This window comes from Anabaenopsis tanganyikae CS-531 (assembly GCF_029891675.1).
GTDB lineage: Bacteria > Cyanobacteriota > Cyanobacteriia > Cyanobacteriales > Nostocaceae > Anabaenopsis > Anabaenopsis arnoldii.
In genome coordinates, this window is sequence record NZ_JANQDF010000013.1 from 1 (window position 1) to 25715 (window position 25715).

Annotated in this window: 19 protein-coding genes; 11 read left to right on the top strand and 8 right to left on the bottom strand. The window is 40.5% G+C overall.

Going from position 1 to position 25715, the window contains the following annotated elements; genetic code table 11:
• Both NWP22_RS01185 and hemN read right to left on the bottom strand, forming a co-directional pair.
• On the bottom strand, nt 1-508 hold a 508-nt coding region (locus tag NWP22_RS01185; RefSeq protein WP_342393866.1), incomplete at its 3' end, for a type IIL restriction-modification enzyme MmeI.
• A gap of 269 nt (nt 509-777) precedes the next feature.
• Nucleotides 778-2160, bottom strand: a complete 1383-nt coding sequence (hemN, locus tag NWP22_RS01190; protein ID WP_271731515.1) for an oxygen-independent coproporphyrinogen III oxidase — start codon at nt 2158-2160, stop codon at nt 778-780.
• A 478-nt stretch (nt 2161-2638) separates the two neighbouring features.
• Between hemN and acsF the strand changes: the two genes are divergently transcribed.
• From acsF to NWP22_RS01215, 5 genes are all read left to right on the top strand, one after another.
• Nucleotides 2639-3715, top strand: coding sequence for a magnesium-protoporphyrin IX monomethyl ester (oxidative) cyclase (gene acsF, locus NWP22_RS01195; protein ID WP_280801423.1), 1077 nt, complete (start codon nt 2639-2641; stop codon nt 3713-3715).
• Between the two features lie 99 nt (nt 3716-3814).
• Nucleotides 3815-4654 carry a diaminopimelate epimerase gene (gene dapF / locus NWP22_RS01200; RefSeq protein WP_271731513.1) on the top strand — a complete coding sequence of 280 codons (840 nt, stop codon included), beginning with the start codon at nt 3815-3817 and terminating at the stop codon, nt 4652-4654.
• A gap of 293 nt (nt 4655-4947) precedes the next feature.
• Complete coding sequence (locus NWP22_RS01205; protein WP_271731512.1) at nt 4948-7314, top strand: ATP-binding cassette domain-containing protein; 2367 nt, start codon at nt 4948-4950, stop codon at nt 7312-7314.
• 44 nt (nt 7315-7358) lie between these two features.
• A complete protein-coding gene (locus tag NWP22_RS01210) occupies nt 7359-8540 on the top strand; it encodes a polysaccharide deacetylase family protein (RefSeq protein WP_280801424.1) in 1182 nt (393 codons plus the stop codon).
• Nucleotides 8541-8623: 83 nt separating this feature from the next.
• Complete coding sequence (locus NWP22_RS01215; protein WP_271731510.1) at nt 8624-10204, top strand: protein kinase domain-containing protein; 1581 nt, start codon at nt 8624-8626, stop codon at nt 10202-10204.
• A 46-nt stretch (nt 10205-10250) separates the two neighbouring features.
• On the opposite strand, the gene ychF is transcribed toward NWP22_RS01215, so the two are convergent.
• From ychF to NWP22_RS01230, 3 genes are all read right to left on the bottom strand, one after another.
• A complete protein-coding gene (gene ychF, locus NWP22_RS01220; protein WP_271731509.1) occupies nt 10251-11342 on the bottom strand; it encodes a redox-regulated ATPase YchF in 1092 nt (363 codons plus the stop codon).
• Between the two features lie 292 nt (nt 11343-11634).
• Nucleotides 11635-12276 (bottom strand): HEPN domain-containing protein, encoded by a 642-nt coding sequence (locus NWP22_RS01225; RefSeq protein ID WP_465248705.1) that lies wholly within the window; start codon nt 12274-12276, stop codon nt 11635-11637.
• A 14-nt stretch (nt 12277-12290) separates the two neighbouring features.
• The gene (locus NWP22_RS01230; RefSeq protein WP_271731507.1) at nt 12291-13511 is read right to left on the bottom strand and encodes a GmrSD restriction endonuclease domain-containing protein; all 1221 of its coding nucleotides are present in this window, start codon (nt 13509-13511) and stop codon (nt 12291-12293) included.
• A gap of 108 nt (nt 13512-13619) precedes the next feature.
• Between NWP22_RS01230 and NWP22_RS01235 the strand changes: the two genes are divergently transcribed.
• Together NWP22_RS01235 and NWP22_RS01240 are read left to right on the top strand one after the other, a co-directional pair.
• Nucleotides 13620-15062, top strand: coding sequence for an aminotransferase class I/II-fold pyridoxal phosphate-dependent enzyme (locus NWP22_RS01235; RefSeq protein ID WP_280801425.1), 1443 nt, complete (start codon nt 13620-13622; stop codon nt 15060-15062).
• A gap of 223 nt (nt 15063-15285) precedes the next feature.
• Nucleotides 15286-16293, top strand: coding sequence for a sodium:calcium antiporter (locus tag NWP22_RS01240; RefSeq protein WP_280801426.1), 1008 nt, complete (start codon nt 15286-15288; stop codon nt 16291-16293).
• Here NWP22_RS01240 and NWP22_RS01245 read toward each other — a convergent pair.
• Entirely contained in the window at nt 16257-19307 is a 3051-nt protein-coding gene (locus tag NWP22_RS01245) for an MFS transporter (protein ID WP_271731516.1), read from the bottom strand. The genes NWP22_RS01240 and NWP22_RS01245 overlap by 37 nt on opposite strands.
• Nucleotides 19308-19841: 534 nt before the next feature.
• On the opposite strand from NWP22_RS01245, the gene NWP22_RS01250 reads away from it, so the two are divergent.
• From NWP22_RS01250 to NWP22_RS01260, 3 genes are all read left to right on the top strand, one after another.
• The gene (locus tag NWP22_RS01250; protein ID WP_271731504.1) at nt 19842-20495 is read left to right on the top strand and encodes a general stress protein; all 654 of its coding nucleotides are present in this window, start codon (nt 19842-19844) and stop codon (nt 20493-20495) included.
• Nucleotides 20496-20616: 121 nt separating this feature from the next.
• The gene (locus NWP22_RS01255; protein ID WP_271731502.1) at nt 20617-21078 is read left to right on the top strand and encodes a BON domain-containing protein; all 462 of its coding nucleotides are present in this window, start codon (nt 20617-20619) and stop codon (nt 21076-21078) included.
• 205 nt (nt 21079-21283) lie between these two features.
• A complete protein-coding gene (locus NWP22_RS01260; RefSeq protein ID WP_271731501.1) occupies nt 21284-21706 on the top strand; it encodes a CAAD domain-containing protein in 423 nt (140 codons plus the stop codon).
• 45 nt (nt 21707-21751) lie between these two features.
• Here NWP22_RS01260 and NWP22_RS01265 read toward each other — a convergent pair whose 3' ends face one another.
• Both NWP22_RS01265 and NWP22_RS01270 read right to left on the bottom strand, forming a co-directional pair.
• Nucleotides 21752-23332 carry a metallophosphoesterase family protein gene (locus tag NWP22_RS01265; RefSeq protein ID WP_280801427.1) on the bottom strand — a complete coding sequence of 527 codons (1581 nt, stop codon included), beginning with the start codon at nt 23330-23332 and terminating at the stop codon, nt 21752-21754.
• A gap of 6 nt (nt 23333-23338) precedes the next feature.
• Nucleotides 23339-24316, bottom strand: a complete 978-nt coding sequence (locus tag NWP22_RS01270) for a YegS/Rv2252/BmrU family lipid kinase (RefSeq protein ID WP_271731497.1) — start codon at nt 24314-24316, stop codon at nt 23339-23341.
• Between the two features lie 239 nt (nt 24317-24555).
• Here NWP22_RS01270 and hemC point away from each other — a divergent pair, with 239 nt between their 5' ends.
• Nucleotides 24556-25527, top strand: a complete 972-nt coding sequence (gene hemC, locus NWP22_RS01275) for a hydroxymethylbilane synthase (RefSeq protein ID WP_271731496.1) — start codon at nt 24556-24558, stop codon at nt 25525-25527.
• Nucleotides 25528-25715: the final 188 nt, after the last annotated feature.

Consider the following 25715-nt stretch of genomic DNA (forward strand, 5'->3'; position numbering starts at 1 on the left):
GTCGGGCGGCTCTTTCTGTGACTTCTACCTGGTTGTTGTTGAATACGGGAGTTTTATTGCCAATTTCCATAAATGTGAAGGCTCCCGCTCTTTCTGGTAGCTGCTCTAGGGAGATTTGATCTACGGGTGTATCTAGCTGAAGGTCAAAGTCAAATATCCAAAATTCATCGAAGTTACATAATATGACGTATTTGGGGCGTTGGGGTACTAATCTTGTCCAGTAATCAAATGCTTGGGAGTAATGTTTACTGAGGTCTTCGCCGCGTTTTTTCATTTCAATTAATACGCGGGGTTTCCACACTAGGTCAGCAAACCCGGTTTTACCTTTTTTACTCCCTTTTTTGATGGGTTCTTCAAATTTCGCCCCCGCGTCTAATGCTCCTTGGTGTCCAAAAGCTCGGAAAAATCGGTCTAAGAATGTTTGCGCTTCTTGTTTTTCTTGTCCTTTGATGTGTTGGTGACAAAAGTTGACGAATTTATTTAGGCTTTGGGGGGTTGCTGCTGTCATTTTTGGTGGAGATACCCTAGGTGGTGTGAGTAGTTACTATGTTATAGGTTATTCCACTTTGGGTAAGTTTAGCTCCCGGACTTTTCACATAATTAGAGATACCCCACCATAATTTAGCTAGAAGTCGGGGAGCTTTGGGGCGATCGCCTGTACGGTGTTTAAACGCAAAGGTCGCTAAGTACGCGCAAAGGTCGCAAAGGTTTTCCCTCCCCTGACAAGGGGAGGGTTAGGGTGGGGTAAAACAATATTCTATACATTAATCATCAATATCAAATTGCTCGGGAAAATCGCTGTTCTTTGGTTTGATGATAATTGTCAAATATAACAGCAATATTTCTGACTAATAACCTACCAATATCTGTGACCTCTATGTCTTTGTTTGATATGTTCACCAGTCCATCAGCTTGCAGTTGTGCTAAAGCCTCTAGTTCATGGGTAAAATATTCATCGAAACTGATGTGATGTTTGTCTTCTATATCTTGCTTATGCAGATGAAAGTGAGACATAATACACATGATTACATCCCTTCTGATGATATCATCTTGAGTAAGTTTAACACCTTTACTTATAGGTAAAATATCCGAGGCGATCGCCTGATAATAATTCTTTAACTGCTTGTGGTTCTGTACATAAGCATCATGGAGCATACTAATAGATGTAGCACCAAAGCCTAATAGTTCGGTTCCTGCGTGGGTGGTGTATCCCTGAAAGTTACGCTGGAGGGTACGATTTTGTTGGGCGATCGCTAGTTCATCATTTTGTTTAGCAAAATGATCCATACCAATAAAGAGATACTTACTATTTGTCAGTTCCTCAATGGTCATTTTGAGGATTTCTAACTTTTCCTGGGGTTGCGGTAATGCAGCTTGGGGAATATTTTTTTGTGCTGGTTTCATCCATGGTACATAGGCGAAGTTAAACACAACAATGCGGTTAGGATCTAATGCAATGGTTTTGCTGACTGTTTCCCGAAAGGTCTGGAGAGTTTGATGGGGTAAACCATAAATTAGGTCTACATTCACACTATCAAACTTGGCTGCTTTAATCCAATCCATGACATCAAACAGTAATGCTTCTGGTTGGAGACGATTCACAGCAATTTGTACTTGGGGGTTAAAGTCTTGAATACCAAAACTAATCCGGTTAAACCCCACCTCACGCAGAAAGAAAATATAGTCTTTATCGAGATAACTGGGATTAATTTCAATGGAAATTTCAGCTTGGGAATCAATATTAAAGTTATCTGTAATTTGTTTCCACAAAAATTTGACCTGTTCCTGATTTAAATAGTTGGGTGTACCACCACCCCAATGAATTTGCAGGACTTTTCTGTCTTGATCAATTAAGCGCGCCATGTTCTTGATTTCTCGCGCCAAATGTTCTATATAAGGTTTGGCAATATTCTTGTTTTGAGAAATTACTGTATTACAGCCACAAAAGTAACAAGCAGTCTGACAAAAGGGGATATGGAAGTATAAAGACAGGGGAGATTTTCGGTAGTTGGATGCGGTGATGGCGGTGCGAAAATCACCTGCAATAAATTCTGTATTTAACTCCGTAGCAGGTGGATAACTTGTATATCGGGGTGCAGGAGTATCATACTTTTGGATCATATTTAGATCAAATTTAACACCAGGCAAGACAAAAACCATCAAAACCTCCAAAAAACTGTAACCATCCCGCCTCATGTAGCGCGGCGGAAATCAAACTACTAATAAATTTCTCTGCTTTCGCTGTTATCTAGTCTAAAGAGTTTCCCCAATGCGTGATGTGTTGACTCCCACCAAATAGGCTAAACTGTAGAAATTAGCTGCGATTATCATTGGTGGTAGGCATCGCATTATTGTTCTCTCATAAAATAATTTAACTATTAATATTTGTATAGCTATAAACTTATTAATATTTCTTTAGATTTGGCTGGCTTTTACTGTACACATTTAGCATCTGACTACAGAGAAAGTTTGTTAATAAATAGTCTCTCGGTTCCCTGGATTACTGGATAAAATCAGAATTAGCAATTGGTAGTTAAGGTTATTTATCTAAAATTACTTTTCAATAATTTAACTGATGTGTCATTTTGATAATTTATGCTTATATAAATATGAAAAGATCAAACATGAAAGCAGTCTCATGGTTAAGTCTATTGAAACTCCCAACGCCAATTACACGAAACCAGGGATTAAAGCACCTGTTCAGGAAACTTTGTTAACGCCTCGCTTTTATACCACTGACTTTGAAGCGGTGGCTAATTTAGATATTTCCGCGCATGAGACTGAGTTGGAGGCCATTGTCGCCGAGTTGCGCGCTGACTATAACCGCCATCACTTCGTGCGCGATGAAGAGTTTCAGCAATCTTGGGAACACGTTGATGGAGAAAAACGCCGCGCTTTTATTGACTTTTTAGAGCGTTCATGTACTTCAGAGTTTTCGGGGTTTTTGCTGTTTAAAGAATTATCCCGCAGACTCAAAGCTAAAAATCCCCTCTTGGCTGATGCTTTTAATTATATGGCACGGGATGAAGCACGCCATGCGGGATTTCTCAATAAATCTATGGCAGATTTTAATCTGTCTCTAGACTTAAGTTATCTGACTAAACACCGTACATATACTTTTTTCCCTCCAGAATGGGTAATTTATACAGTCTACCTCTCGGAGAAAATTGGTTACTGGCGTTACATCTTAATCCACCGTCATATACAGGCAAATCCTGAATATCAATTTTATCCTCTATTCCGCAAGTTTGAAAGTTGGTGTCAGGATGAAAACCGTCATGGGGATTTCTTTAAAGCACTGTTGCGATCGCAACCAAAATTATGGAACAATTGGAAAGCACGATTGTGGGTGCGGTTCTTTTTGTTGACTGTATTTGTCACCCATACCATTACAGTATTTGAACGGGCTACATTTTATGAAGCCATTGGTATACACCCGCGCAAATACAATAATACAGTCATCCAGGAGACTAATAACACCTCAGCCAGGGCTTTTCCTATAATTTTAGATACTAATCACCCCGAATTTTTCTGGCGATTAGAACAGTGTTTCATCAACACCCAGAGACTGACGGAAATTAAGGAAAGTAATCGCCCTGGAATTATCAAGTTCTGGCAAAAAATCCCCCCCACTTTGGCGATTATTTCCCATATGTTGCGTCTTTACTTCATCAAACCCATTGATACTGAATCAACACGCGCCACAGTTAGTTAAATTTATTCATGGTAGGTAAAACCCCATCTTTTTGAGGTGGGGTATGTCGGCATTTTCGTTATAATTTCCTCTAGTCATTGATAATTTATTCTAGGGAAGATGGCAACAGAATTTACTAAGTATCATGGTTTGGGGAATGATTTTATTTTAATAGATAATCGCTTGTCATCTTTACCATTGTTGACTCCTGAACAAGCAGTTAAGTTATGCGATCGCCATTTTGGCATTGGTGCTGATGGTGTAATTTTTGCCTTACCAGGAGAAAGCGGTACTGATTATACTATGCGGATTTTTAATTCTGATGGTTCAGAACCGGAAATGTGTGGTAATGGTATTCGTTGTTTAGGCAGATTTTTAGCTGACTTAGAAGGGGAATCTAGAACCAAAGATTCATATCATATTCATACCCTAGCAGGTGTAATTACACCCCAACTCATGACTGATGGTCAAGTCAAGGTAGATATGGGTTTACCCCGGTTGCTAGCTGGGGAAATTCCCACAACCCTAGGGACTGCTCAGACAAAAGTGATTAATCAACCCTTAGAAGTAGCAGGTAAAACCTGGGAAGTTACCTGTGTAAGTATGGGGAATCCCCACTGTATCACCTTTGTGGAAGATGTCGCCGCCATTGACCTAGAAATTATTGGCCCTCAATTTGAACATCATCCAGCCTTTCCCCAACGGACAAACACGGAATTTATTCAAGTAGTCAGTCGCGACTATTTAAAAATGCGGGTGTGGGAAAGAGGAGCAGGTATTACATTAGCTTGTGGGACTGGTGCTTGTGCTTCCCTGGTAGCAGGGGTGTTAACCGGAAAATGCGATCGCACCGCCACCGTAGAATTACCTGGTGGTCCGTTGCAAATTGAATGGTCAGAAACCAACCAACGAATTTACATGACAGGACCTGCTCAACGAGTCTTTACCGGTCAAATTTGAACTTTATTCCCCGATAAATTCTGACCACACCGGAGGTTATCCCCCTCCGGTTTTGCTTTTTGTGACCTTGATTACACAACCTTGCTACCCATAAACATAAAAAATATGTCTTAAGATAGATGCAAGAAATTTTATACAATGTTACAGATATTATTGCTACTTAAGTATATTTAAGAACTCAAAGCGCTATCTACATATAAACAACCGTGATCAAAAACAAGACATTTAAACCTAGTTTTTGACTAATTAACCAATAACACAGTAACATTTATTACTTAGATCAATCCATTAGCATGACCCCAACCTCTAGACCCTATATTATTCTTACCAATCAGGGTCAAACACTCCCCAAATTTGAACTTACCCAAAGCCAACATATCATAGGCAGAGATCCCCAACTAGCAGACCTATTAGTACCCGCAGACTGGAAAGTAATTAGTCGCTGTCAAGCTACTTTAGTGGAAGTTGACGGAAATTACTACATTTATGATGGCGATCGCCTTCAACCAAGTAGTAATAAACTCTTTATAAAGAATCATTTAATCAGTCATAATTTAGGATATTCCCTACAAAACGGAGATATTATTAAAATAGGTCAAAATTTTAACATTTTAGTAACATTAGAATTTCATCACCCTAGCAGTAGTTCTCATCAGCAGAAAAGTTCATTTTTCTCATCCATCTCTCTCAAGGAAAAGTCAACCGTTGTGGGTAGAGACCCCGCAGCTAACCTACAAATTATCGCCCCCACCATTTCCCGTAGACACGCGGTGATTGAATATATCAGATCAGGGGAATATATCTTGTATGATTGCAGTACTAATGGCGTTTTTGTCAATGGTACAAAAGTCAATGGTAAAACTCATCTCACCTCTGGCGCAGTTATTAAAATTGTTCCTTATACTTTGGTCTTACAAGGGGATGAATTAGTCATCTCTGACACTGGTAATTATATTCGCATTGACGCTAAGAACATTTTTAGAGTTGTTAAAAATAAAAACTCGCAAAAAGTTTTACTCAATAAGATTTCTTTAGCCATAGAGCCAGGCCAACTAGTTGCTTTAGTTGGGGGAAGTGGAGCCGGTAAATCTACTTTAATGAAAACCTTACTGGGGATTCAACCTACAAACCAAGGCACAGTTTACATCAATGGAGAAAACCTCAGACAGAGCTTTAATATTTATCGCAATCAAATCGGTTATGTGCCTCAATCAGATATTATTCACAAGGAATTAACAGTTACAGAAGCCTTAAGATATGCAGCTAAACTCAGACTTCCCCCCGATACCGATCTAAATTCGATTATTCAAAAAACTCTCACTCAAATTGAAATGTTAGGCTGTCGGGATGTGTTAGTTAAAAACCTCAGCGGTGGACAATTAAAGCGAGTTTCCATCGGAGTAGAGTTATTAGTCGATCCCAAACTATTTTTTCTAGATGAACCCACATCAGGGTTAGACCCCGGTTTAGATAAAAAAATGATGCAACTGCTCAGAAAGTTAGCTAATCAAGGCAGAACCATCATTTTAGTTACCCATGCTACAAGTAATATTGATCTGTGTGACCGCATTGTATTTCTCGGTCAAGGTGGTAACCTCTGCTACTTTGGCTCATTTGAGGATGCCTGTGTATTTTTTGACTTAAATAACAAAGATTTCGCAGATATTTATATTCAGTTGGATAATCAAGAAATTGTCATGAGAACTGCGGAACTATTTAAGCAGTCACGGTATCAAACCCAATATATTGACCAACGCTTGGGTATGAGCAATTCCCACATCATCACAACCAAACCCCGCCAAGTTCAGGCCTCTTTAGTAGATCAAACCTGGATATTAGCCCAGAGATACCTACAGTTAGTGATTCGAGACCGAGTGAACTTAATTATCTCCCTAGTCACTGCACCCCTTGGTATTTTACTGATTAATTTAGCCATAGCAGATCAAGAACCCTTTATTCTCGCTAGTGAAGCTAACCCTAAACTAGCTCCCCTAGCTCAAACTGTAGTCTTGGTCTTTACTTGTGCTGCTATTTGGATAGGTTTAGGTACTTCTTTACAAGAAATTGTTAAAGAAAATGATATTTATTTAAGAGAGAGACTAGTTAATTTAAGCGCTTTTAGCTATTTAACCTCAAAAGTAGTAGTTCTTGCCGCAATAGCCTGTTTACAAACCATAATCATGGTCATTGCTATTCTCATCAGTTTTGCTGCGCCAGATTCTCTAACAGTTCCCTGGTTTTATGGCGTTTCCATTACCAGCTTTTTGACATTATTCTCCTGTTTCTGTCTAGGGCTAATGGTTTCCGCCGCTGTTAAAAACAGCACTCAGGCTAACAGTGCCCTAGTAGTATTACTACTACCGCAAATCATTTTCTCTGGAGTACTCTTTAAAACTGAAGCAATCAGTAAATACCTCGCCTGGTTAATGGTTAGTCGGTGGTCTGTGGGAGCTTATGGGTCTTTAGTGAATATTAATGCTTTAGTCCCAGAGCCTATTTTACTTCCTGATGGTACTAGCATCCCAGCACCATTTGCTATCACCGATGTCTATGAACCTAGTTGGGATAATATCAGTCTCAACTGGAAATTATTACTTGTGCATAGCTTAGTTTATCTGATAGTTACCTTGATCATTCAAAAAAAGAAGGACATCCTCTAATTAGACTTGAAAAATTACCCAATAACTACCAATGTTTTTTGATCATGCCAAATCATAAATATTTCGCAATAATCATCTTAATTAGCACAATTTTAGGGATAATCACCTCGTACTTTTTGTTGGATTATCAAAATAACAGACGAAATATATCAAATTCTGCTTTCAAACAGCATCCAGAACAGACCGAAGTTTCTACTTTAAGCCCATCTAAGCCTGATTCCACAGTTACTAAAAATTCGCAACCCCATGGTAATTCCTCACCTGAAGTGAGTTATGATAATTTAATTCTTCTCAAAGCTAAAGAAAATTTATATAAAGCTATTGAGGAGCTAAATACTATTAATAAAAATGTAGATCCACAGGAAGGTTTAAAAATTCTTAGCCAGGTGATTAATAATTTAGAACTATCTCAAAAAGTAATGAAATCAATACCTTCAAATACCACTATTTATAATGATGCTAATCAACAGCTATTAGTTTTACAAGAATATCAATTAGCAGCTAAAGCTTGGCAAAATTATTTTCAAACAACCATTCAAGATCAAAAAAAACCACATAAACCACTTATTGACCTATCTCTTAACAATAAGTCTACTTTTTTAGCAGCCATGAAAAGCCAATCTGTAGCCTTAACCTTCGATGATGGTCCAACAAAGGAATACACACCCAAAATACTAGCTATACTCAAAAAAAATCAAGTGAAAGCTACATTTTTTGTGGTTGGTAAACAAATTGCAGAAAATTGTGAGATTCTTAAAAATATTTATCAGGATGGACATGAAATTGCCAATCACAGCTATAGTCACCCTATATTTACTCAGATTTCCCCTGCTCAACAACATCAGGAGATTATTAGTAATGAACACAGTATTAACCAATGTCTGGGGATGGATTATCCCACTCAATGGTTTCGGGCTCCCTATGGACGTCAAAATACACAGGTATTAGACATTGTTCATCAACTGGGACTAAATAGTATTCAATGGATAGTTGACACTAATGATTGGAGAAAAAGCAGTTCAGTTGCTTCTATTATTCGTGCTGTCACCAATGTGATTAACCCTGGTGTGATTTTGATGCACGATGGCTTTCTCACTAATCCCACCTTGATCCATCCCGATGAAAGCCCCCATCGTCAAAACACTGTTAACGCCATACAACCTATCATTAGCAAATTAAAAAGCCGAGGTTTCCATTTTGTTATTCTCAGTGAAGCTTTAAAATAAAAATCACAACCAAGATTATGTAAGTAACAAATTTAGTTGGCATTAAACAAAGCTCAGTTCCCACAATCAAATAGAAGTTATATATGCAGAACTTACTCCTTAATCGTTATGAAATCGTTAGTCCACTGGGTTCCGGTGGATTTGGTGAAACCTTCCTAGCTCGCGATACTCAAATTCCCTCCCAACGTTTGGTGGTGTTGAAGCGCCTTAAACCTGCTACCCAGAGTCATCATACCTCCACAGAAATGATTGAAAAACTCTTCGGTAAAGAAGCAGAAGTGCTAGAAGAACTCGGAAGCCATTGTTCTCAAATTCCTACTTTACTCAGCTACTTTGCGGATCAGGGTCAATTTTATTTAGTTCAAGAATATATTGAAGGTAAAAACCTGGCTCAAGTGGGAATCATTAGCTCAGAGCAAGCAGTCGCTATTCTCACCTCTTTACTTAATACCCTGAAATATATTCACAGCAAAAATATTATTCATCGAGATATTAAACCAGAAAATATTATCCTACGAGACAGCGATCGCTTACCCGTATTAATTGACTTTGGCGCAGTCAAAGAAACTATGGGAGCAGTCACCCTCGGGTCAGGTTCCACCATCAGTTCAGTCATAGTAGGAACTAGAGGCTTTATGGCTCCCGAACAGAGCGCCGGGCGAACAGTATTTAGTACAGACCTCTATGCTCTGGGACTAACAATGATTTATACCCTCACCGGAAAATTACCAATTGAGTTTGACACCAGTCAACTTACAGGGGAACTGGATTGGCATAGTCATGTACCCAATCTTGAACCTAAACTGGCCAAGGTGTTAGATAAATCTATCAAGCTAGATTTATCTAGTCGGTATCGAACAGCAGCAGAGATGTATCAAGACTTACATTTAGTAGAAAATAATACATCAATATTACCACCCAGCCATTTAAACACAGTCATCATATCACCAAAATCCGATACCCTTCCACAAACCCTGATCAATACAGAAGTAGAGAGTAAGCAAATACCGACTGAAAAAACAGCTAAGTTTTCCAATTTGAAGTTAAGAATGATCATCATAACTGTTGTGTTAACTGCTTTAGGATTAGGTGGCGGATTTTTTGTGACACGAGAAATTCTAGAAGCCCAACAAAATGCAGCTCAAGCCCAGCAGGAAAAACAAGAAGCAGAACAAAAACGCCTAGAAGCAGAACAAAGAGCCGCTCAAGCAGAGAGAGAAAAGCAAGAAGCAGAACAAAAACGCCTAGAAGCTGAGAAACAACAAGCTCAAGAACAGCGACAACGTTTAGCCGCAGAAGCTCGACAAGCTAGGGAAGAACGCCAACGTTTAGCCGCAGAAAGAAAACGGTTAGAATCTTTAGCCTCCACCTATGTCGCAAGTGTCAATACTGCAACTTCCAACACTACCATTAGGAATTCTAATTCTTCCCTAACACGGCGCTCAACTTGTGGTCATCCCTATGTTTCTGGCGCTGATTGGTGGGCTGTCAAAGGTCCGTCCAGTGCCTTGAGTACAGTCAAAAATAATTATTGTGGTGATGCGTTGATTGTCGGTAAAGAAACCCAAGCTGCCAGTTTTACCTCAGAAATGGACGCTCGGAGTTTCGCCAATAGCTTAAGTAATGAATCTGGCTATCAATTTTGGGTAACAAAAAGTCGTTAGTTTTTTCACATAGTCCCCGGTTATCAACCGGGGACACCACCCATAACTACACATTAAAGCGGAATAGCATTACATCCCCTTCTTGCACAATATATTCTTTACCTTCACTGCGCACCAAACCCTTTTCCTTCGCAGCATTCATAGAACCATGTGTAACTAAATCCTGATAAGCCACAGTTTCAGCGCGAATAAATCCCCGTTCAAAATCTGAGTGAATCACCCCAGCTGCTTGGGGTGCAGACATTCCCGCGTTAATTGTCCAAGCGCGGGTTTCCTTGGGACCCGAAGTAAAATAAGTCCGTAAACCCAAAAGAGTGTAAGTAGCACGAATCAAAGATTTTAACCCGCCTTCTTCCACACCTAAAGAGGCCAAAAAATCCGCCTTATCCTCTTCCGGTAATTCCACTAATTCCGCCTCTACTTGTGCGGAAACAATCACAACTTGAGCATTTTCACCAGCTGCAACTTGTCGAACCTGTTCCACAAATTCATTACCCGTGGCTAACTCATCCTCAGACACATTCGCCGCGTAAATAATTGGCTTGTTAGTCAGTAATTCTAATCCCTTAATTATCTCCTCTTCCTCTGCAGATAAACTGACCTGACGGACAGATTTACCCTCGTTTAAAGCAGCAGCTAATTTTTCTAAAACTGTGATTTCAACCTGTGCATCTTTGCTCGTACGTGCTAGTTTGCGCGTGCGCTCAATTCGCCGTTCAATTTGTGCTAAATCTGATAAACCCAGTTCTAAATTAATGATTTCCATATCTCGCACTGGGTCAATAGAACCGGCTACATGGATAATATCATCATTTTCAAAACACCGCACCACATGGACGATAGCATCAACTTGACGGATATGGGACAAAAATTGATTACCCAGCCCCTCTCCTTGACTTGCCCCTTTAACCAAGCCGGCGATATCGACAAACTCCACCCGCGCTGGTATAATCTGAACAGAACTAGCAATTTTAGCCAGAACATCTAAGCGCTCATCCGGGACTGAGACAACACCGACATTCGGTTCAATCGTGCAAAAAGGGAAGTTAGCTGCTTCTGCTTTGGCGTTAGCAACCACAGCATTAAATAACGTAGATTTTCCGACGTTGGGAAGTCCGACAATTCCGGCTCTTAGCATTTTGGATTTAAGATTTTGTAAACTACAAAGTTAATTTAAACAGGTTCTGGGATGGTTTGGGGGATTGCACCGGGAACAGTTTGTGTACTGGTACTGGTTCTAAGACCCAAATAGCAGTGGAATAAATCAGCTTAGGTGTAATTCCATTATTCGACCTTCCCGGGCTAAATGACAACCCAGAAAACCGAAATCTCCCAAAATGGCTATACTTTGTCATAGTAATTTCCACCTCATTAAGTGACCGTCAGAATCATCCCACCACAGATGATTATTTCCTGTGGCGTTGAATATTTCATTGCATTAATTTATTGATTAATTCATCTAATTTTAAAAGCTGCTCGGTAATCTGCTCTACCATGCTTAATTCATTTGCGGGGTCTGGTGGTTGAATAGTTCTGTATGATGTAGCAGAGGTATGCGCTACAATACCTCGTTCTCTACCAAATGTATTCATGTTAGCCAGCCAAGCAGGATCTAAGTCATCACTATCTATCCCTATGGGTAAGAGTAATGCTAAAATGTTAGCCTCTTTGACTCCATGATTATTATCAATAACCTTCTTAAAAGCCTTGATAGCCAAATCTATTTTCTTACTTATCTTAATTTTATCTAATGGAACTGTTTTATTCCCTTGTTTTGGTGTAAGTGTGTCTGGTGGTATCTCCATATTTTGACCTGAGAAGGCAATTAGACTGATCAAGGTCAAACAGGTTTTACCTCCGTTATTCCACATCTGTTTGGCATTTAGAGTAACTTCCCAAACTCTATCTTCAAGATAAGACTCAATTTCAGCATGGGCTAAAACTCTGTATGCAAGAGTTCTAGATAACTGCATTTCTGAATATGATCCTATGGGGCTAATCTTGGGGATAAAATGCCTTTTTAACCTCTTTAATTCTTTAATTAAACAACGGAACCTCGCGGATTTTGGCATATTTACAATCAAATCTACCTCAAACTGTTGAAGGAAATCCCATTGTTAGTAAATTCAGGTAGATTAAACTCTACATCTAAAACTTCTAATAATGTTTCACCCCATAACCTCAAACGATTGTAAGTTTCTCGCATATTCTTGGTGGTTCCCTCAACACCTGCCCTAAAGTCAGGAGATGATGAACATAATCTTTTAAATCCCTCCTCAACTTTTTCTTTATTTTTTTCAGCATTATCTCTTATTATTTCATCGGAAAAATAAAAAACCATCACATCTAAAATGGCTTTATTAAAACGTTTTCTATATGTGTTATCACTTTCTAACCACATTCGACAAAAGTTTTTTTCCTCAAATATCTTAATAGTTGTATACACGGCTTGTTCAAATTGATTAACTACATATTCAATATCATAATGTCTTTGTTCCCAATCTTGGTTAAATCTCTGACAAGTTTCATCTAAAAATGCTTTCAAATTCCCGCGATATTCTGATAGAAAATAATGGAACCCTACATAACGTAAGAGTAACTCGACATCACGCATCCGAAAATCAGGGTTGGGTGATTTAAATATTTTTTTCAGAGCCTGACTTTTAATTGACTGGTCATCGAGAAAATTGATAAACTCCCCAGGATGTAATGCTTGTCTGAGTTCTTGTGCTGATAAAGGAGTGCTTTGTACATTCAGTCTGCGAAAAATTTTATACAAAAAAGTTTCGCTCTCCACATTCCGCAGTACTATGGTACGAATAGTTTGGTTATCAAGCTCATCAAGCTCTTTGTTGAAAAAAAGATGATTTTTTAAATCTTCATACGTACTACCATTCATATCAGTTCTGAACTCTAAATTTTTTAACGCAAAAGCATTATTGGGTGTTTCACTGCTACCATAAAATTGCAGAATTGTTAGTAATCTTTGCTTACCATCAAGAACTATGAATTTACCCCGCTCTTTCTGGGCTGCTAATACTATTTGTGGTATAGGCAATCCCAAAATTAGTGATTCGATGAATCGGCTCTTACGAGTAATATCCCAAGCATCTCTTCTTTGGAATCTGGGGTTTAGCTGGATGTTTTCACGCACTATTTGATCAAATATTGTCGCCGTTGTCCAGTCAGTACGAGCTACAACAATTTTTTGGATTTCTTCTAATTTGGATTTATGATTGATACCCGATTCAGATTCAATTTCTTGATCTTCATCTTCTTCATAAAAATTTACTTCTTCTTCTGGCATAACTGTAATCTATATAGAAACTTAAATGAGCTAGTATAGCTGATTAATTAATTATATTTTACACATAAATTTTTAATATTAACTTCAAGTCCGCTCCTTTTCTCCCAAATGCAAAATCAACACCAAACCCCCTTGTTAGATGCCCTAAAGGCTTATACAACCCACGCTCACGCGCCTTTTTACACCCCAGGACATAAGCAAGGTATGGGCATTTCTCAACCCTTGGCTAACCTACTGGGTACAAAAGTCTTTCAGGCTGATTTAACAGAACTAGCAGATTTAGATAATTTGTTTGCACCCCAAGGGGTAATTCAAGCCGCCCAAGCACTAGCAGCAGAGGCTTTTGGCGCATCACAAACATGGTTTCTTGTCAATGGTTCAACCTGTGGAATTGAGGCGGCAATTTTGGCTACCTGTAGTCCTGGGGATAAAATTATCTTGCCGCGTAATGTGCATTCATCGGCTATTTCTGGGTTAATTCTCTCTGGTGCTATTCCAATTTTTGTTAATCCTGAATATGACCCAGTTTCAGATATTGCTCACAGTATCACACCCGCATCTGTGGAAGCTGCATTACAAAAGCATCCTCAAGCCAAAGCAGTTTTGGTAGTCTATCCCACATATTACGGTGTTTGTGGAGATTTGCAAGCGATCGCCCAAATCACCCACCAATATCATATCCCCTTACTCGTAGACGAGGCACACGGAGCGCACTTTGCCTTTCATCCCCAATTACCCACCCCCGCCTTAGCCGCCGGCGCAGATTTAACTGTACAATCTACTCATAAGGTACTCGGTGCCATGACACAAGCATCAATGTTACACATCCAAGGACACAGCATAGATATTCACCGAGTCAACAAAGCTTTACAACTTGTCCAGTCTACCAGTCCTAGTTATATCCTTTTAGCTTCCTTAGATGCTGCACGTCAACAAATGGCACTCCACGGAAAAGCCCTGATGTCTCGCACCCTGGAACTTGCAGATATAGCCAGAAGCAGAATCAGCACTATTGCCGGATTATCCATTTTACAACTCCCCAATTTAGACCAAACACGGCTAACTGTCAACGTTTCCGGCTTAGGTTTCACAGGATTTGCAGCCGAAACAATTCTGGATCAACAACTAGGTGTTACCCCTGAGTTGGCCTCATGGCAACATCTCACCTTTATTATTACTCTAGGGAACACCTTAGCTGATATTGAGCAATTGGTGCAAGGTTTCACCTCTCTAGAGAAGATGAACCACCATTGTCATCCCCCAAGCGGTAAGGCGTTGATTGTCAGCGATAATTTAACAACCGTTTCCCCCCGTGAAGCTTTTTTTGCTGCTAATGAAATTTTACCCTTAGCACAAACCAGCGATCGCATCTGCGCTGAAATTGTCTGTCCTTATCCCCCCGGAATCCCGGTTTTAATGCCAGGGGAATTGATTACTAAATCGGCATTAGAATATTTACAACAAGTTCAAGCCATGGGTGGACTAATCACTGGTTGCGCAGATCCCAGTCTGAAAAATTTAAAAGTTGTTAAAAATCAATGCGGAACCTAGACCGTTTGCGAAACCTCCCCCCTCAGGAGAAATACACAAAAGACACAAATCAAGAAATTTAAAAAATAGCATATGGGAGCAAAAATTGATATCATGTGCGTTAAATTACTTTGAAAATTGATGTCATGTGCGTTAAATTACTTTTAATGCTGACAAAACCCCAAGGATAGCCTTGACGGGACTATACTTTGTTTAATCCCCATTCTCTCATTCACTACTTCTTATGTTTCTTTTTATTCAAGTTCTTGTGTGTGTCCTGTTGGTGATTGCTGTAGGTATGCGGCTTTCCCAAAGCGCTGATGTTGTAGCTGAGAAAACAGGCTTGGGGCGTACCTGGGTTGGTGGTCTACTTTTGGCCGGTGTCACATCATTACCAGAATTGGCTACAGGAGTCAGTGCAGTAACGGTATTAGACGCTCCAGATTTAGCAGTCGGGGGTATTTTGGGTAGTTGTCTGTTCAATTTAATGGTTTTGGGAATACTCGATCTTGTCAGCGGACGGGAGCCATTACTTAAACGCGCACCAGTGGGTCTGGGTTTGTCCGCTAGTTTAGGTTGTGCGATGTTGGGGTTAACTGCTGCGGGAATGCTATTAACTAAGAAAGGAATTCATCTGGCTTTCGGATGGGTTGGTATTCCCAGTTTGTTATTAATCCTACTTTATGTAGTCAGCGCCCGGATCATGACACAGTTTGAAATCAGGCGAATGGCTGCGGCTATCTTGGAAGTGGAACCAGAAGCTGCTCAATACCAACATATTAAACGTGGACGAGCTTATCTGAATTTTACCTTACTGGCTCTAGCTACCGTACTTTTAGGTGTGTGGCTGGCGTATTTGGGGGATGAGATAGCAACAACCACTGGATTGGGACAAAGCTTTATAGGCTCCTTGTTACTAGCTGCGGCCACATCACTACCGGAAGTGGTGGTATCCCTGGAAGCAATTCGCATGAATGCAGTAGAAATGGCAGTTTCTAATATTTTCGGCTCTAATCTCTGGAATTTAGCGATTCTGGGAATTTACGATGTGGCGTACCTCAAAGGTGATTTGTGGTTGCAAATTAGTGATGTGCATCTGTTTACTGCGATCATTTCCATGATCATGACTTCCGTCGCCATTGTTGGACTAATCTATCATGCGGTCAGTCGCTCCCGGATGTATGTAACTTGGGATGGACTGACTCTGATCGCTCTCTACATTGGTGGGATGTATATCATATACCGCAATTGAGTGGCCATGGCTCCGGCGATCGCACTGGCGAACAGAGAAGTCAACGCCGTACCAAATAGCCACCAAGCTGCATTAGCCACAATTCTCTTGGTTTCTTCAGCTTGAATTTGTGCCTGTTCTTGAATTGCTTGGAGGCGTTTTTTGGTTTCTTCCTGGAGGCGTTCAACTCTATGCAATATACTATCCCGCGCCGCTTCTATTTGGTTAATAATGCGGTTAGCATCCTCCGGGGAAATATCCTCACGAGAACTGAGAATAGCTACCAAGGTATCACGATTAAATTGATTCAGGCGATCGCGCAAAGCCTCAAATCCAGCTTGGGGATCATCGAATAATTTAGCAAAGTCTTGCTGAATGCTCTCATAGTTTAGTTCTGGACGCTCCAAGGAGTTGAGATAATCGCGAATTTTGGCAAAAACTCCCTCAATTACCGATTCTACCCTTTCCTGAACCTGCTGCCATTGCTGCACAACTGAATCACGCACCGACTCAATTTGATCCACGATGCGGTTAGCTTCCTCTTGGGAAATATCCTCCCTTTGAGATAATAAAGCCACAATTGTGGAACGGTCAAATCGCCCCAGGCGATCGCCTAAATTAGCCAATCCCACTTGTGGATCTCGCAGCAATAATTGCACATCACGTTTAATGCTTTCTGGGTTGAGTTCCTCTTTATCAGTGTGACGCAAATAATTTTCTAGATGAGCTTCAAAATCCCTAACTCTTTGAGCCGCACGACTAGTATAGCGTCGTGGTGTTCTAATTATACTATTAATCCCCAACTTTATCTGATCAATGATCTGATTAACTTGCCCTGGGGTCAAATCTTGACGTTGACTCAGGAGTTTTACCAATGTATCACGGTCAACCGATAGGCGATGGCGGAATGCTAAAGCACCCTCCCGCGGGTCAGCGAGTAATGTTTCCAAATCTCTCCTCATACCTTCTGGGTTGAGTGTTTCCAAGTTAGTATTGCGCAGATATTCGCTCAATTTATTGATTGTTGTTTGCGGTACTTGTAAAATGCGCTCAACTACTGCTTGGATTTCCTCAAAGGTTTGGTTAACCTCCTCCTCGCTTAAATCTTCTCTTTGACTCAGTAACTTTACCACTGTATCCCGGTTAAAATGGGATAGGCGATTGCGGATTAAATTAATTCCTACTTCCGGTTGTTCTACTAAAGCGGCAAAATCACGTTTAATACCTTCAGGATTTAATTCTGCTTTGTTGGTATTCCGCAGATAGTCTTCTATTCTTTGCCATAATTCATTGGCCGTTGCTCTTTCTTGATTCGAGACGCGATCGCAGATACTTTCTAATTGACCGACAATCTGATCAGCTTCTGCTGTACTCAAATCTTGACGATGTAAAAGCAATTGCACAAAAGCATCACGGTCAAATGCTTGTAAGCCAATATCTAAATCTGTAAAATCTTCTAATAAATTGCTCACATCCCGCTCAATAGCATCTGGACTCAGTTCTGCTTTACCTGTAGAACGCAAATAATTTTCTATCCGTAAGCGCAGTTCGTCACCTTTTTCCCGGACTTCCGCCTGTTGAACAATTTCTAAAACTTCCTCCCGAATACTTTCCATCTGCTGACTAATTTCCGTCACCCTACCCTCGCTGATATCACCCCGCTGTTTGAGCCAGTTTCTAAAATCCTCTTGATTGATTTGGCTTAATTCCCAGCGCGTGGTGGTAGGATCTGCCTGTGGATCATAGATCACTTCTTGAAATTCATCTCTGATTGTCGTGCGGTTAAAATGCCAAGGTAAACAATTGAGAATGTAGTCTTCTACATCCGCTTTGATACTATTGTAGGTTGGCTGTGGTAATCTTGCAGTTATTTTACTTTGTAACTGTGCGCTAATTTTTTCCACATCTATATCTTCAACTTTGTCTCTGAGCTTTTGTATTTGAGTGGTAATTTTTTCTAGATCAATATCAGAAAAGTCTACCCGTTCTAATACTGCTGGTATAGCACTACTCAAACCATATTTTATCCCTTCTTGAATCCAAGCATTGCGACCATTACCATTTTCTCTAACTCCCACCAATTTCTCAAGACGTTCACCTAATTTTTCAGATTTCAACTCTTCGGGTGTAGCAGATTTAATTAAATTAATCACTTGCTCCGTAGGACTTTGAGGAGCAACAACTTGTTTCCAAGCCTGTTCTAGTTGGTCAGCAATTTGATTAATTTCTTTTTTGGATAAATTTGTCTGACTGCTAATTAAATCCACAAATGTTTGGCGATTTATTTTTTCTGCTAAATCACCCCCACCAATAGATGATAAATCTACATCGCCCAGTATCCGCTCAAACTGTTGGCGAATATCGGCTAAATCTAGTTGTGGTATTTGCAGAGCTTTTAAGGAACCTTGTAGAGTATTCTTAATACTTTCAGCATCTAAACCCGAAGTTAATTCCCGCCGGACTGTATCTATAATTTCTTCAGCAGTAGAAACCGCTGGTTTTTTCGCCACATTAGCCCTAACTGTACCGAGTATAGCCTGTAATCCTGCATTTGTAGTATTTATAAAGGAGCTAATCAAAGAACCCAGGGTTGATGAACCCAGCCAAACCACTAAGGAAAAGTAGGTAGACCAGATAACTACACCCATAATTGCTCCTAGGAGCATACTTTCAATTAAGCTCAGTTTGACTGCTAGAAAACAAGCCATAAATAATGCAATACTGGCGCTGATTAATCCCCAAAATCCCACCTTCTTTTCAATTTTGCGAATCGTACCGCCCCAGGTACTCGACTCACCACCAGCAGCGGAATCACTTCCTAAAGATAAAATTCCTACCGCTAGAGAAAAATTTGTCAGTAAAAATTGGAAGGCCAAAGCCATTAAGGTACCAGCTAATAGTGCGACTATCAACTTCGGACCAGAAAACAGTAATGATACTTGTTCTGGAGTTAAACTTTCTGAAGTTCCATTTCTGGGTGCTATCTCCATAGGTAGCCAAACCCACTTCAAAATGGTTCCCACACTTTGAAACATAATCATAAGATTTTCCTAGTCCTACTGAATGCAATAACCATTTCTCACATTTTAAATATTCATTTATCTATAACTCCACTTTCTTAGGTCATAAACCCCTGTTCCCAAAGTCATATTTTTTATAATTCTATTTAACTATTATTGATTAATTGCCTACCCAAATAGAAGGTAAAAGCCATAATTTAAATCTCCACAATAATTCATATACTGTTTTGCGGATATCAATACTTATGTCTAATGAAAGAGATCGCAATTATGTCAAGGGATTGATGGAAATCCTCAATAAAAATGTGTAAATAGAAGGTGTTGATAGCATTTTTATATAGAAGGATGCAGTTTAATACAGCACTTTTCAACTAAATGAAGTACACATCTTAAGATCATAACTCCTCTAGGATGGGTATGGATCCCCGCCCTTGTGTACGTCAATCAAATCAAATGCGCTGTAATTTACCAGATACAATTAACTGGCTAAGTTAAGGTACAGAATTGGCAAGAATTTAAACGATATCAATAAAGATGAGGTTTGTTAAAATGGTAGTTAACGTACATAGACGAGCTGTAGGTACTTTTTCTAACCGTAGAGATGTTGAAAAAGCATTGCATGAATTGAAAAGTTCCGGCTTTTCCATGGAGGGAGTTTCTGTTATCGCCAAAGATGCAGAACACAGAGGTGATATTGCTGGTACTCCAACCAGAGAACAGGTAGGTAATAAAGCCGATGAAGGTGCTGCAGCTGGAGCAATTTCTGGCGGCGCTTTGGGCGGTATTACTGGTTTATTAGTCGGTCTGGGAACTTTAGCAATTCCAGGAATTGGGCCGATTATGCTCGCGGGTGCAACAGCAACAACTTTGGCGACAACTCTAGCAGGCGCTGGTATAGGTGCTGCTGCTGGTGGTCTAATAGGTGCCTTAATCGGCTTAGGAATTCCCGAAGAACGGGCTAGAGTTTATCAGCAGCGGGTTGAACAAGGACATTATTTAGTGATTATAGAAGGCACAGACGCAGAAATTGCCACAGCAGAAGCAATTTTTAACCGCTACGGTGTTCAAGATTTTGGTGTTTATGACTACCCCAATGACGGTAGAGAACATAGACATCAGACTACACCAGTTGTACAAACAGTTCCTAGCGATCGCCATGAACCGACAGTAGTGATTGTAGACCGTCGTGATGAAAAACTTTAATCTAAACTGACAACACTTTCATTTTATTTATTGGAACTAGGAAGAGCGCCAGAGAATGCTTGCTACTCCTAAAAACGCCAATATATTTTCACAATTTCAATTTGTGAGGAAGAGTTACAAAATGCAAAAGCTCACTCCTTTTTTAATTAGTTGCGTTGTATTATTGGGTGCGGTTGCTTGTGAAGATGTGGCGAGAACCGATAGGACTGCTCCCGCTCCCGGTGAAGTTGTAGAAGCACCAACCCCAGAAGAAAGACAAGCCTCACTTGAAGATTCTCAAAGCGAAATCCGCAGAAGACAACTAGATGCTGATATTCGCGCCCGTGAAGAGCGAACTGATGCTTTAGCCGATGATACTACCGACAGAACTCCAGAAGACTTAGCCAGTGAAGTTCGTTCTAAATTAGAAGCGAATATACCTGATGGCCGATTAACAGTTCAGGCTACAGAACAAGGTACAGTCATTGTCTCAGGAACTGTAAATAATCAGGCGCAGTTATCTAAAATTGAACCATTAGCCCAAGAAATTAACGGTGTTAATGATGTGATTGTTAATGCAGTTGTTGCGCCGCCACGGGGATAAATTGGTGGAATTAAAGCTTAGTTACTAGGAAAAACTAAATAATTCCAGGGTAGTGAGGGAATCTAACCCTCATTACTGGCAAATCCAGATAATTATACATTACCCTATTAATTAAAAATTTTCACCCAGATCACAAACCCGATTGTGATCTGTATTAATATCCAGTAATTTAAAAGAAATGCTGTAACTACCAACATCAAAAACTATGGAAACTGAACAAAAGGAACTCGAAGCAGTTATCGCACCTAATGGAATACTACCACCTTCTAGGGATGCAAACTTAGCAAAGCTAACGCCAGCTTATGAACCCCAAGCTCAATGGCAACAAGTTGCTAGAAGCACAACTGACTTTTTAGGAGAATTTCCTGAATATGTAAGTAGCTTTTTTTATAAAAATCAGCGCTCTTTAAGCAACTTAGCTTTAATTATTACAGCAGTGATTACACTTAAATTAGTAATAGCTGTAGTAAGTGCCATAAATGATGTTCCCCTACTAGCACCATTTTTTGAGTTGATTGGTCTTACTTACTTTACTTGGTTTAGTTGGCGATATCTAGCTAAATCTGAAACTCGCCAAGAATTAACTCAGAAAATTCGATTGTGGAAACAAGAAGTTTTGGGTGAGTAATTTTCTCAACCATAGAAATAACCTCACCCCAACCCCTCTCCTGACTCAGAAGAGGGGAGTATTTCCCAGAGTAAAAGATTTGATTTCGGAATTATGCCATTGCCTTTGATGCCATTCCGCGACCAAGGGACGGAGAATAAATTGAGGATGGTCATCCCCTGTAACGTCAATGCGTAAACTGGAATAAGGTCGTCTCTTTTGAGAACCGTAACCATGACGACCGATGAATAAATGCGATCGCGCCACTAATTTACTGCTATCTCCCACAGTTTCTCTTAAATCCGGGCCTTCAGTTCTTTGGCGACGCAGACTATACCCACTACCGCCACAGACAACCCAGTGAATATTAGCGTCAGCGTGTCCTGTATCCAAAGTTTGCAGATGTTCTAAGCAATGAGCATGACCATTTAAGACTAAATCCACTAGGGGTCGTCCCTGTGTCAAATAACCTACTTCTGCCGCCACCGCATCCAGTACACCGCGTAGGCGATGGCGAATGGCTAAAGTTTGCGCTTGTTGCCATTTTGTCGCTTCAGTCACATAAGGCGGATGGTGAAAATAAAGGACTCTTCCCCGTATATCTGCCGTATTCCAAGATTTAATTAGTCTTTTTTTTAACCACTCCAATTGTTCGATATCAGTCACGGTTGTTTTATCGGTGTTTAATTGCTTGTCAATATCAACAATCAGTTCCTCAATTTGTGATATTTGACCTTGTAAGTCATCCAGTTTCTCCGCTGCGCTGGGATGCTCAGGATTTAGCTTGGCTGAAGTTTCCATGATTTGCAGCTTTTCGTGCTCAAAATCCTGACGGCGTTTTTCTAACAGTCTACGCTGTTCTATTCCGGCGCGTGTTTCAGGTATTGCCGCTGGTTCATTAAATGTATTAGAATCAAGGGCAAAAAAGTCAATTCCCCCGTAGCAAAACGTATAATACCGATTTGGTAACCGGGTAAAGCGCCCCGCTTGGTAATTCAGACAGCGCCCTGTATCTGTCTGAGCCGTATAGTAATTATCTAAGTGTTTTCCTAACTGACCGGGAACCTGAAAAGCTTGGAGATAATCTAAAAATGCCTTTGCATAAGCCCTACCCTTCCCAGAACCATGTAAGCCTACATCCAGTGCTAATTGCGATGGTAATAAACGCCGAATGGGTAAAGTGGTGAGGGAAAGTAAACTTAATATCGGTGGTAAGTCATAGTAATCATGATTTCCCGGTACTGGGAACACAGGAAAATTAAAAACCATCTGGTCATAAGCAATTTTTTCTGGATGTTCTCCACCCACCAGAAATTCTCGGTAAGGTCGGATAAAGTTCTGCTGGTAATATTCACTTGAACCCACTAAATAAATTACATCACCCGTGTGTAAGATAAAACTGCATTCCGGGCGATGGGGTAGAATTTGTTCTGCAACCCGTCGCTGCGGATGATGTCCCCTGTGACTACCAGTCCCACTGTCACCCACGACCAAAAAAGAAAACTCTGGATTATCTGGGTGGTTGTTCCCCAAAACTAGCCGAGTTTGGTCAATCCCGCGCTGTAAAATTAACGGGTCTTGCCATTTGACTCTTTGCTGCATCTTGCTAATTTTTTTAGCCGTCGCTGGATCAAAAACGAGTTTCAATACAACCTACTCCTGAATTTTACTACTATCTTTGCTGTGAATTGTTAAATTAGGAAGTCCCTCTAGTTTTTCCACCGGGCTAACTGCTTGGTCAAAAGGGACAAAAATTTTCAAGCCTGCTGGTACACAATGAACTTCAATGGGAGTTGTACCAATGATTTCACCATCTAAAACTACCTTTTGGGGCGGTAAGGCGTTAATTTTGAATCGGTTTCCCCGCAGGTAGCCGATATCATCTCGCTCTACTGGGCTACCACTGGAAGCCGTTTGTAATAAATGAAATGTCGCGGCGATCGCTCCTGCTTTACTTTCCGGAGCCACTATGGTTAAATCTAGCAGTCCATCATCATAAATTATACCTGCTGGACCATGAGCTAAAACTGAACTAGGAGGAGCAGCATTGGCTACTGTTACAGCTGATGCAGTGGTTCTGATCACTTTATCATCAGTCTCAATTTCAACTTCAAAGCTCTGTAAATTACGCAGTTGTTGTACTCCGGCTAAAATATAAGCCATAATCCCCAGGCGTTTTTTAGCTTCTGGACCTGTCATTTCTACAGTATCGGCTTCAAAGCCGACACCTGCCAGTAGTACCATAGGCTTACCGTTACAATAAGCTGTATCTACATATCGAGTCCCCGCCTGCAAAATTGTCTGACAAGCAGCGTCAATGGTGTCAGGTATTTTTAATGCCGCAGCGAAAGCGTTGGCTGTTCCCCTAGAAATAATCCCCAAGGGAATATCAGTACCCACTATAGCAGTAGCAGCCGCCGACAAAGTGCCATCCCCCCCTGCCACGATAATTGCTTGTGCACCCTGTTTAACAGCTAGTTCAGCTAATTTGTCAGCACCAAGTTCTGCTGTTGTGTAATAAATATTCAAGTCAATTTCTGGCTCTAATAATGCCCGAATCATCGCCAGTTCTTGCTCTGGGTCTCCTTGACCCGCCACTGGATTAAAGATAAGGCAAGCGGAACGGTTCATGGGTAGAAAACTTCAGTTTCATAAAATTAAGTTATCAAATTATCGGGCTGTCTGTCCTCTACCCGTGAAGTTGGGTTGTAGCCGGGAAATGTTAACTAATTCAGCAAAATGTAAAAAAATGTAAAAAAAACCGCATAAAGTTTACCTGAATTTAGACAATAACAATCCGGAGACTTACCCACTGCGGTAATCTAGATGAGAATAACTTGATCGCCTGGTTTTAAGATACTGTTTTATTTATGACTTCAGTTGTTTCCAGTCCTGCACGCACCATCCGCATTGGTTCTCGTAAAAGTCAACTCGCCCTAGTTCAGACCGACTGGGTAAGAGAACAACTTCAGAAAAGCTTTCCTGATATCACTTTTGAAGTCCATACCATGTCTACCCAAGGCGACAAAATCTTGGATGTAGCATTAGCTAAAATTGGCGATAAGGGACTATTTACTAAAGAGTTAGAAGTGGGAATGCTCAGTCAGGAGATTGACTTTGCAGTTCATTCCCTCAAGGATCTACCCACTAATTTACCAGAAGGGTTAACCCTGGCAGTGATTACAGAGCGGGAAAACCCCGCAGATGCCCTCGTGGTACATGAGAAGTATCAGGATAAGCAAATTGAAACTTTGCCAGCAGGTGCAGTTATTGGCACATCTTCCTTAAGACGACTCGCACAGTTACGCCACAAATTCCCCCATTTCACTTTTAAGGATGTCCGGGGAAATTTAAATACACGCATGGCTAAACTGGATGCGGGGGAATATGATGCCCTAATTTTGGCAGCGGCGGGATTACAGCGCCTGGGAATGAGCGATCGCATTCATCAAATTCTCCCCCCAGAAATTTCCCTCCATGCAGTAGGACAAGGTGCTTTAGGGATAGAATGCCGTGCAGATGACCAGGAAATCATCACCATCCTCAAAGCCATTGAACATCCTCAAACCCGCGATCGCTGTCTCGCCGAAAGAGCATTTTTGCGGGTGCTCGAAGGCGGTTGTCAAGTACCTATAGGTGTAAATACAGAGATAAATAGTGATGAATTAACACTAACGGGCATAGTTGCCAGTGTGGATGGTCAAAAACTGGTAAAAGACACTGTGACAGGTGCTGCTAAGGATGCTGAAAACCTAGGCGCAGAACTAGCACAACTGCTACGCCAACAAGGTGCACAGGAAATCCTAGAGGAAATATTTACCGAAATTCAACGGGGTTCCTGAGATATTGGGTCAGCAGATGTGATTAGATCAGTACTAGAGCTAGTCCTAAGCTGACTATTTTATAGACAAAACTATACTTATGTTGACAAGAATTGACATAAGTGAGTTAAGAAAATCGCCCACTTGATATATAATCCTACGATATCAAGTATTGAATTAAGACTATTGCCAACGCGAAAACCAAGCAA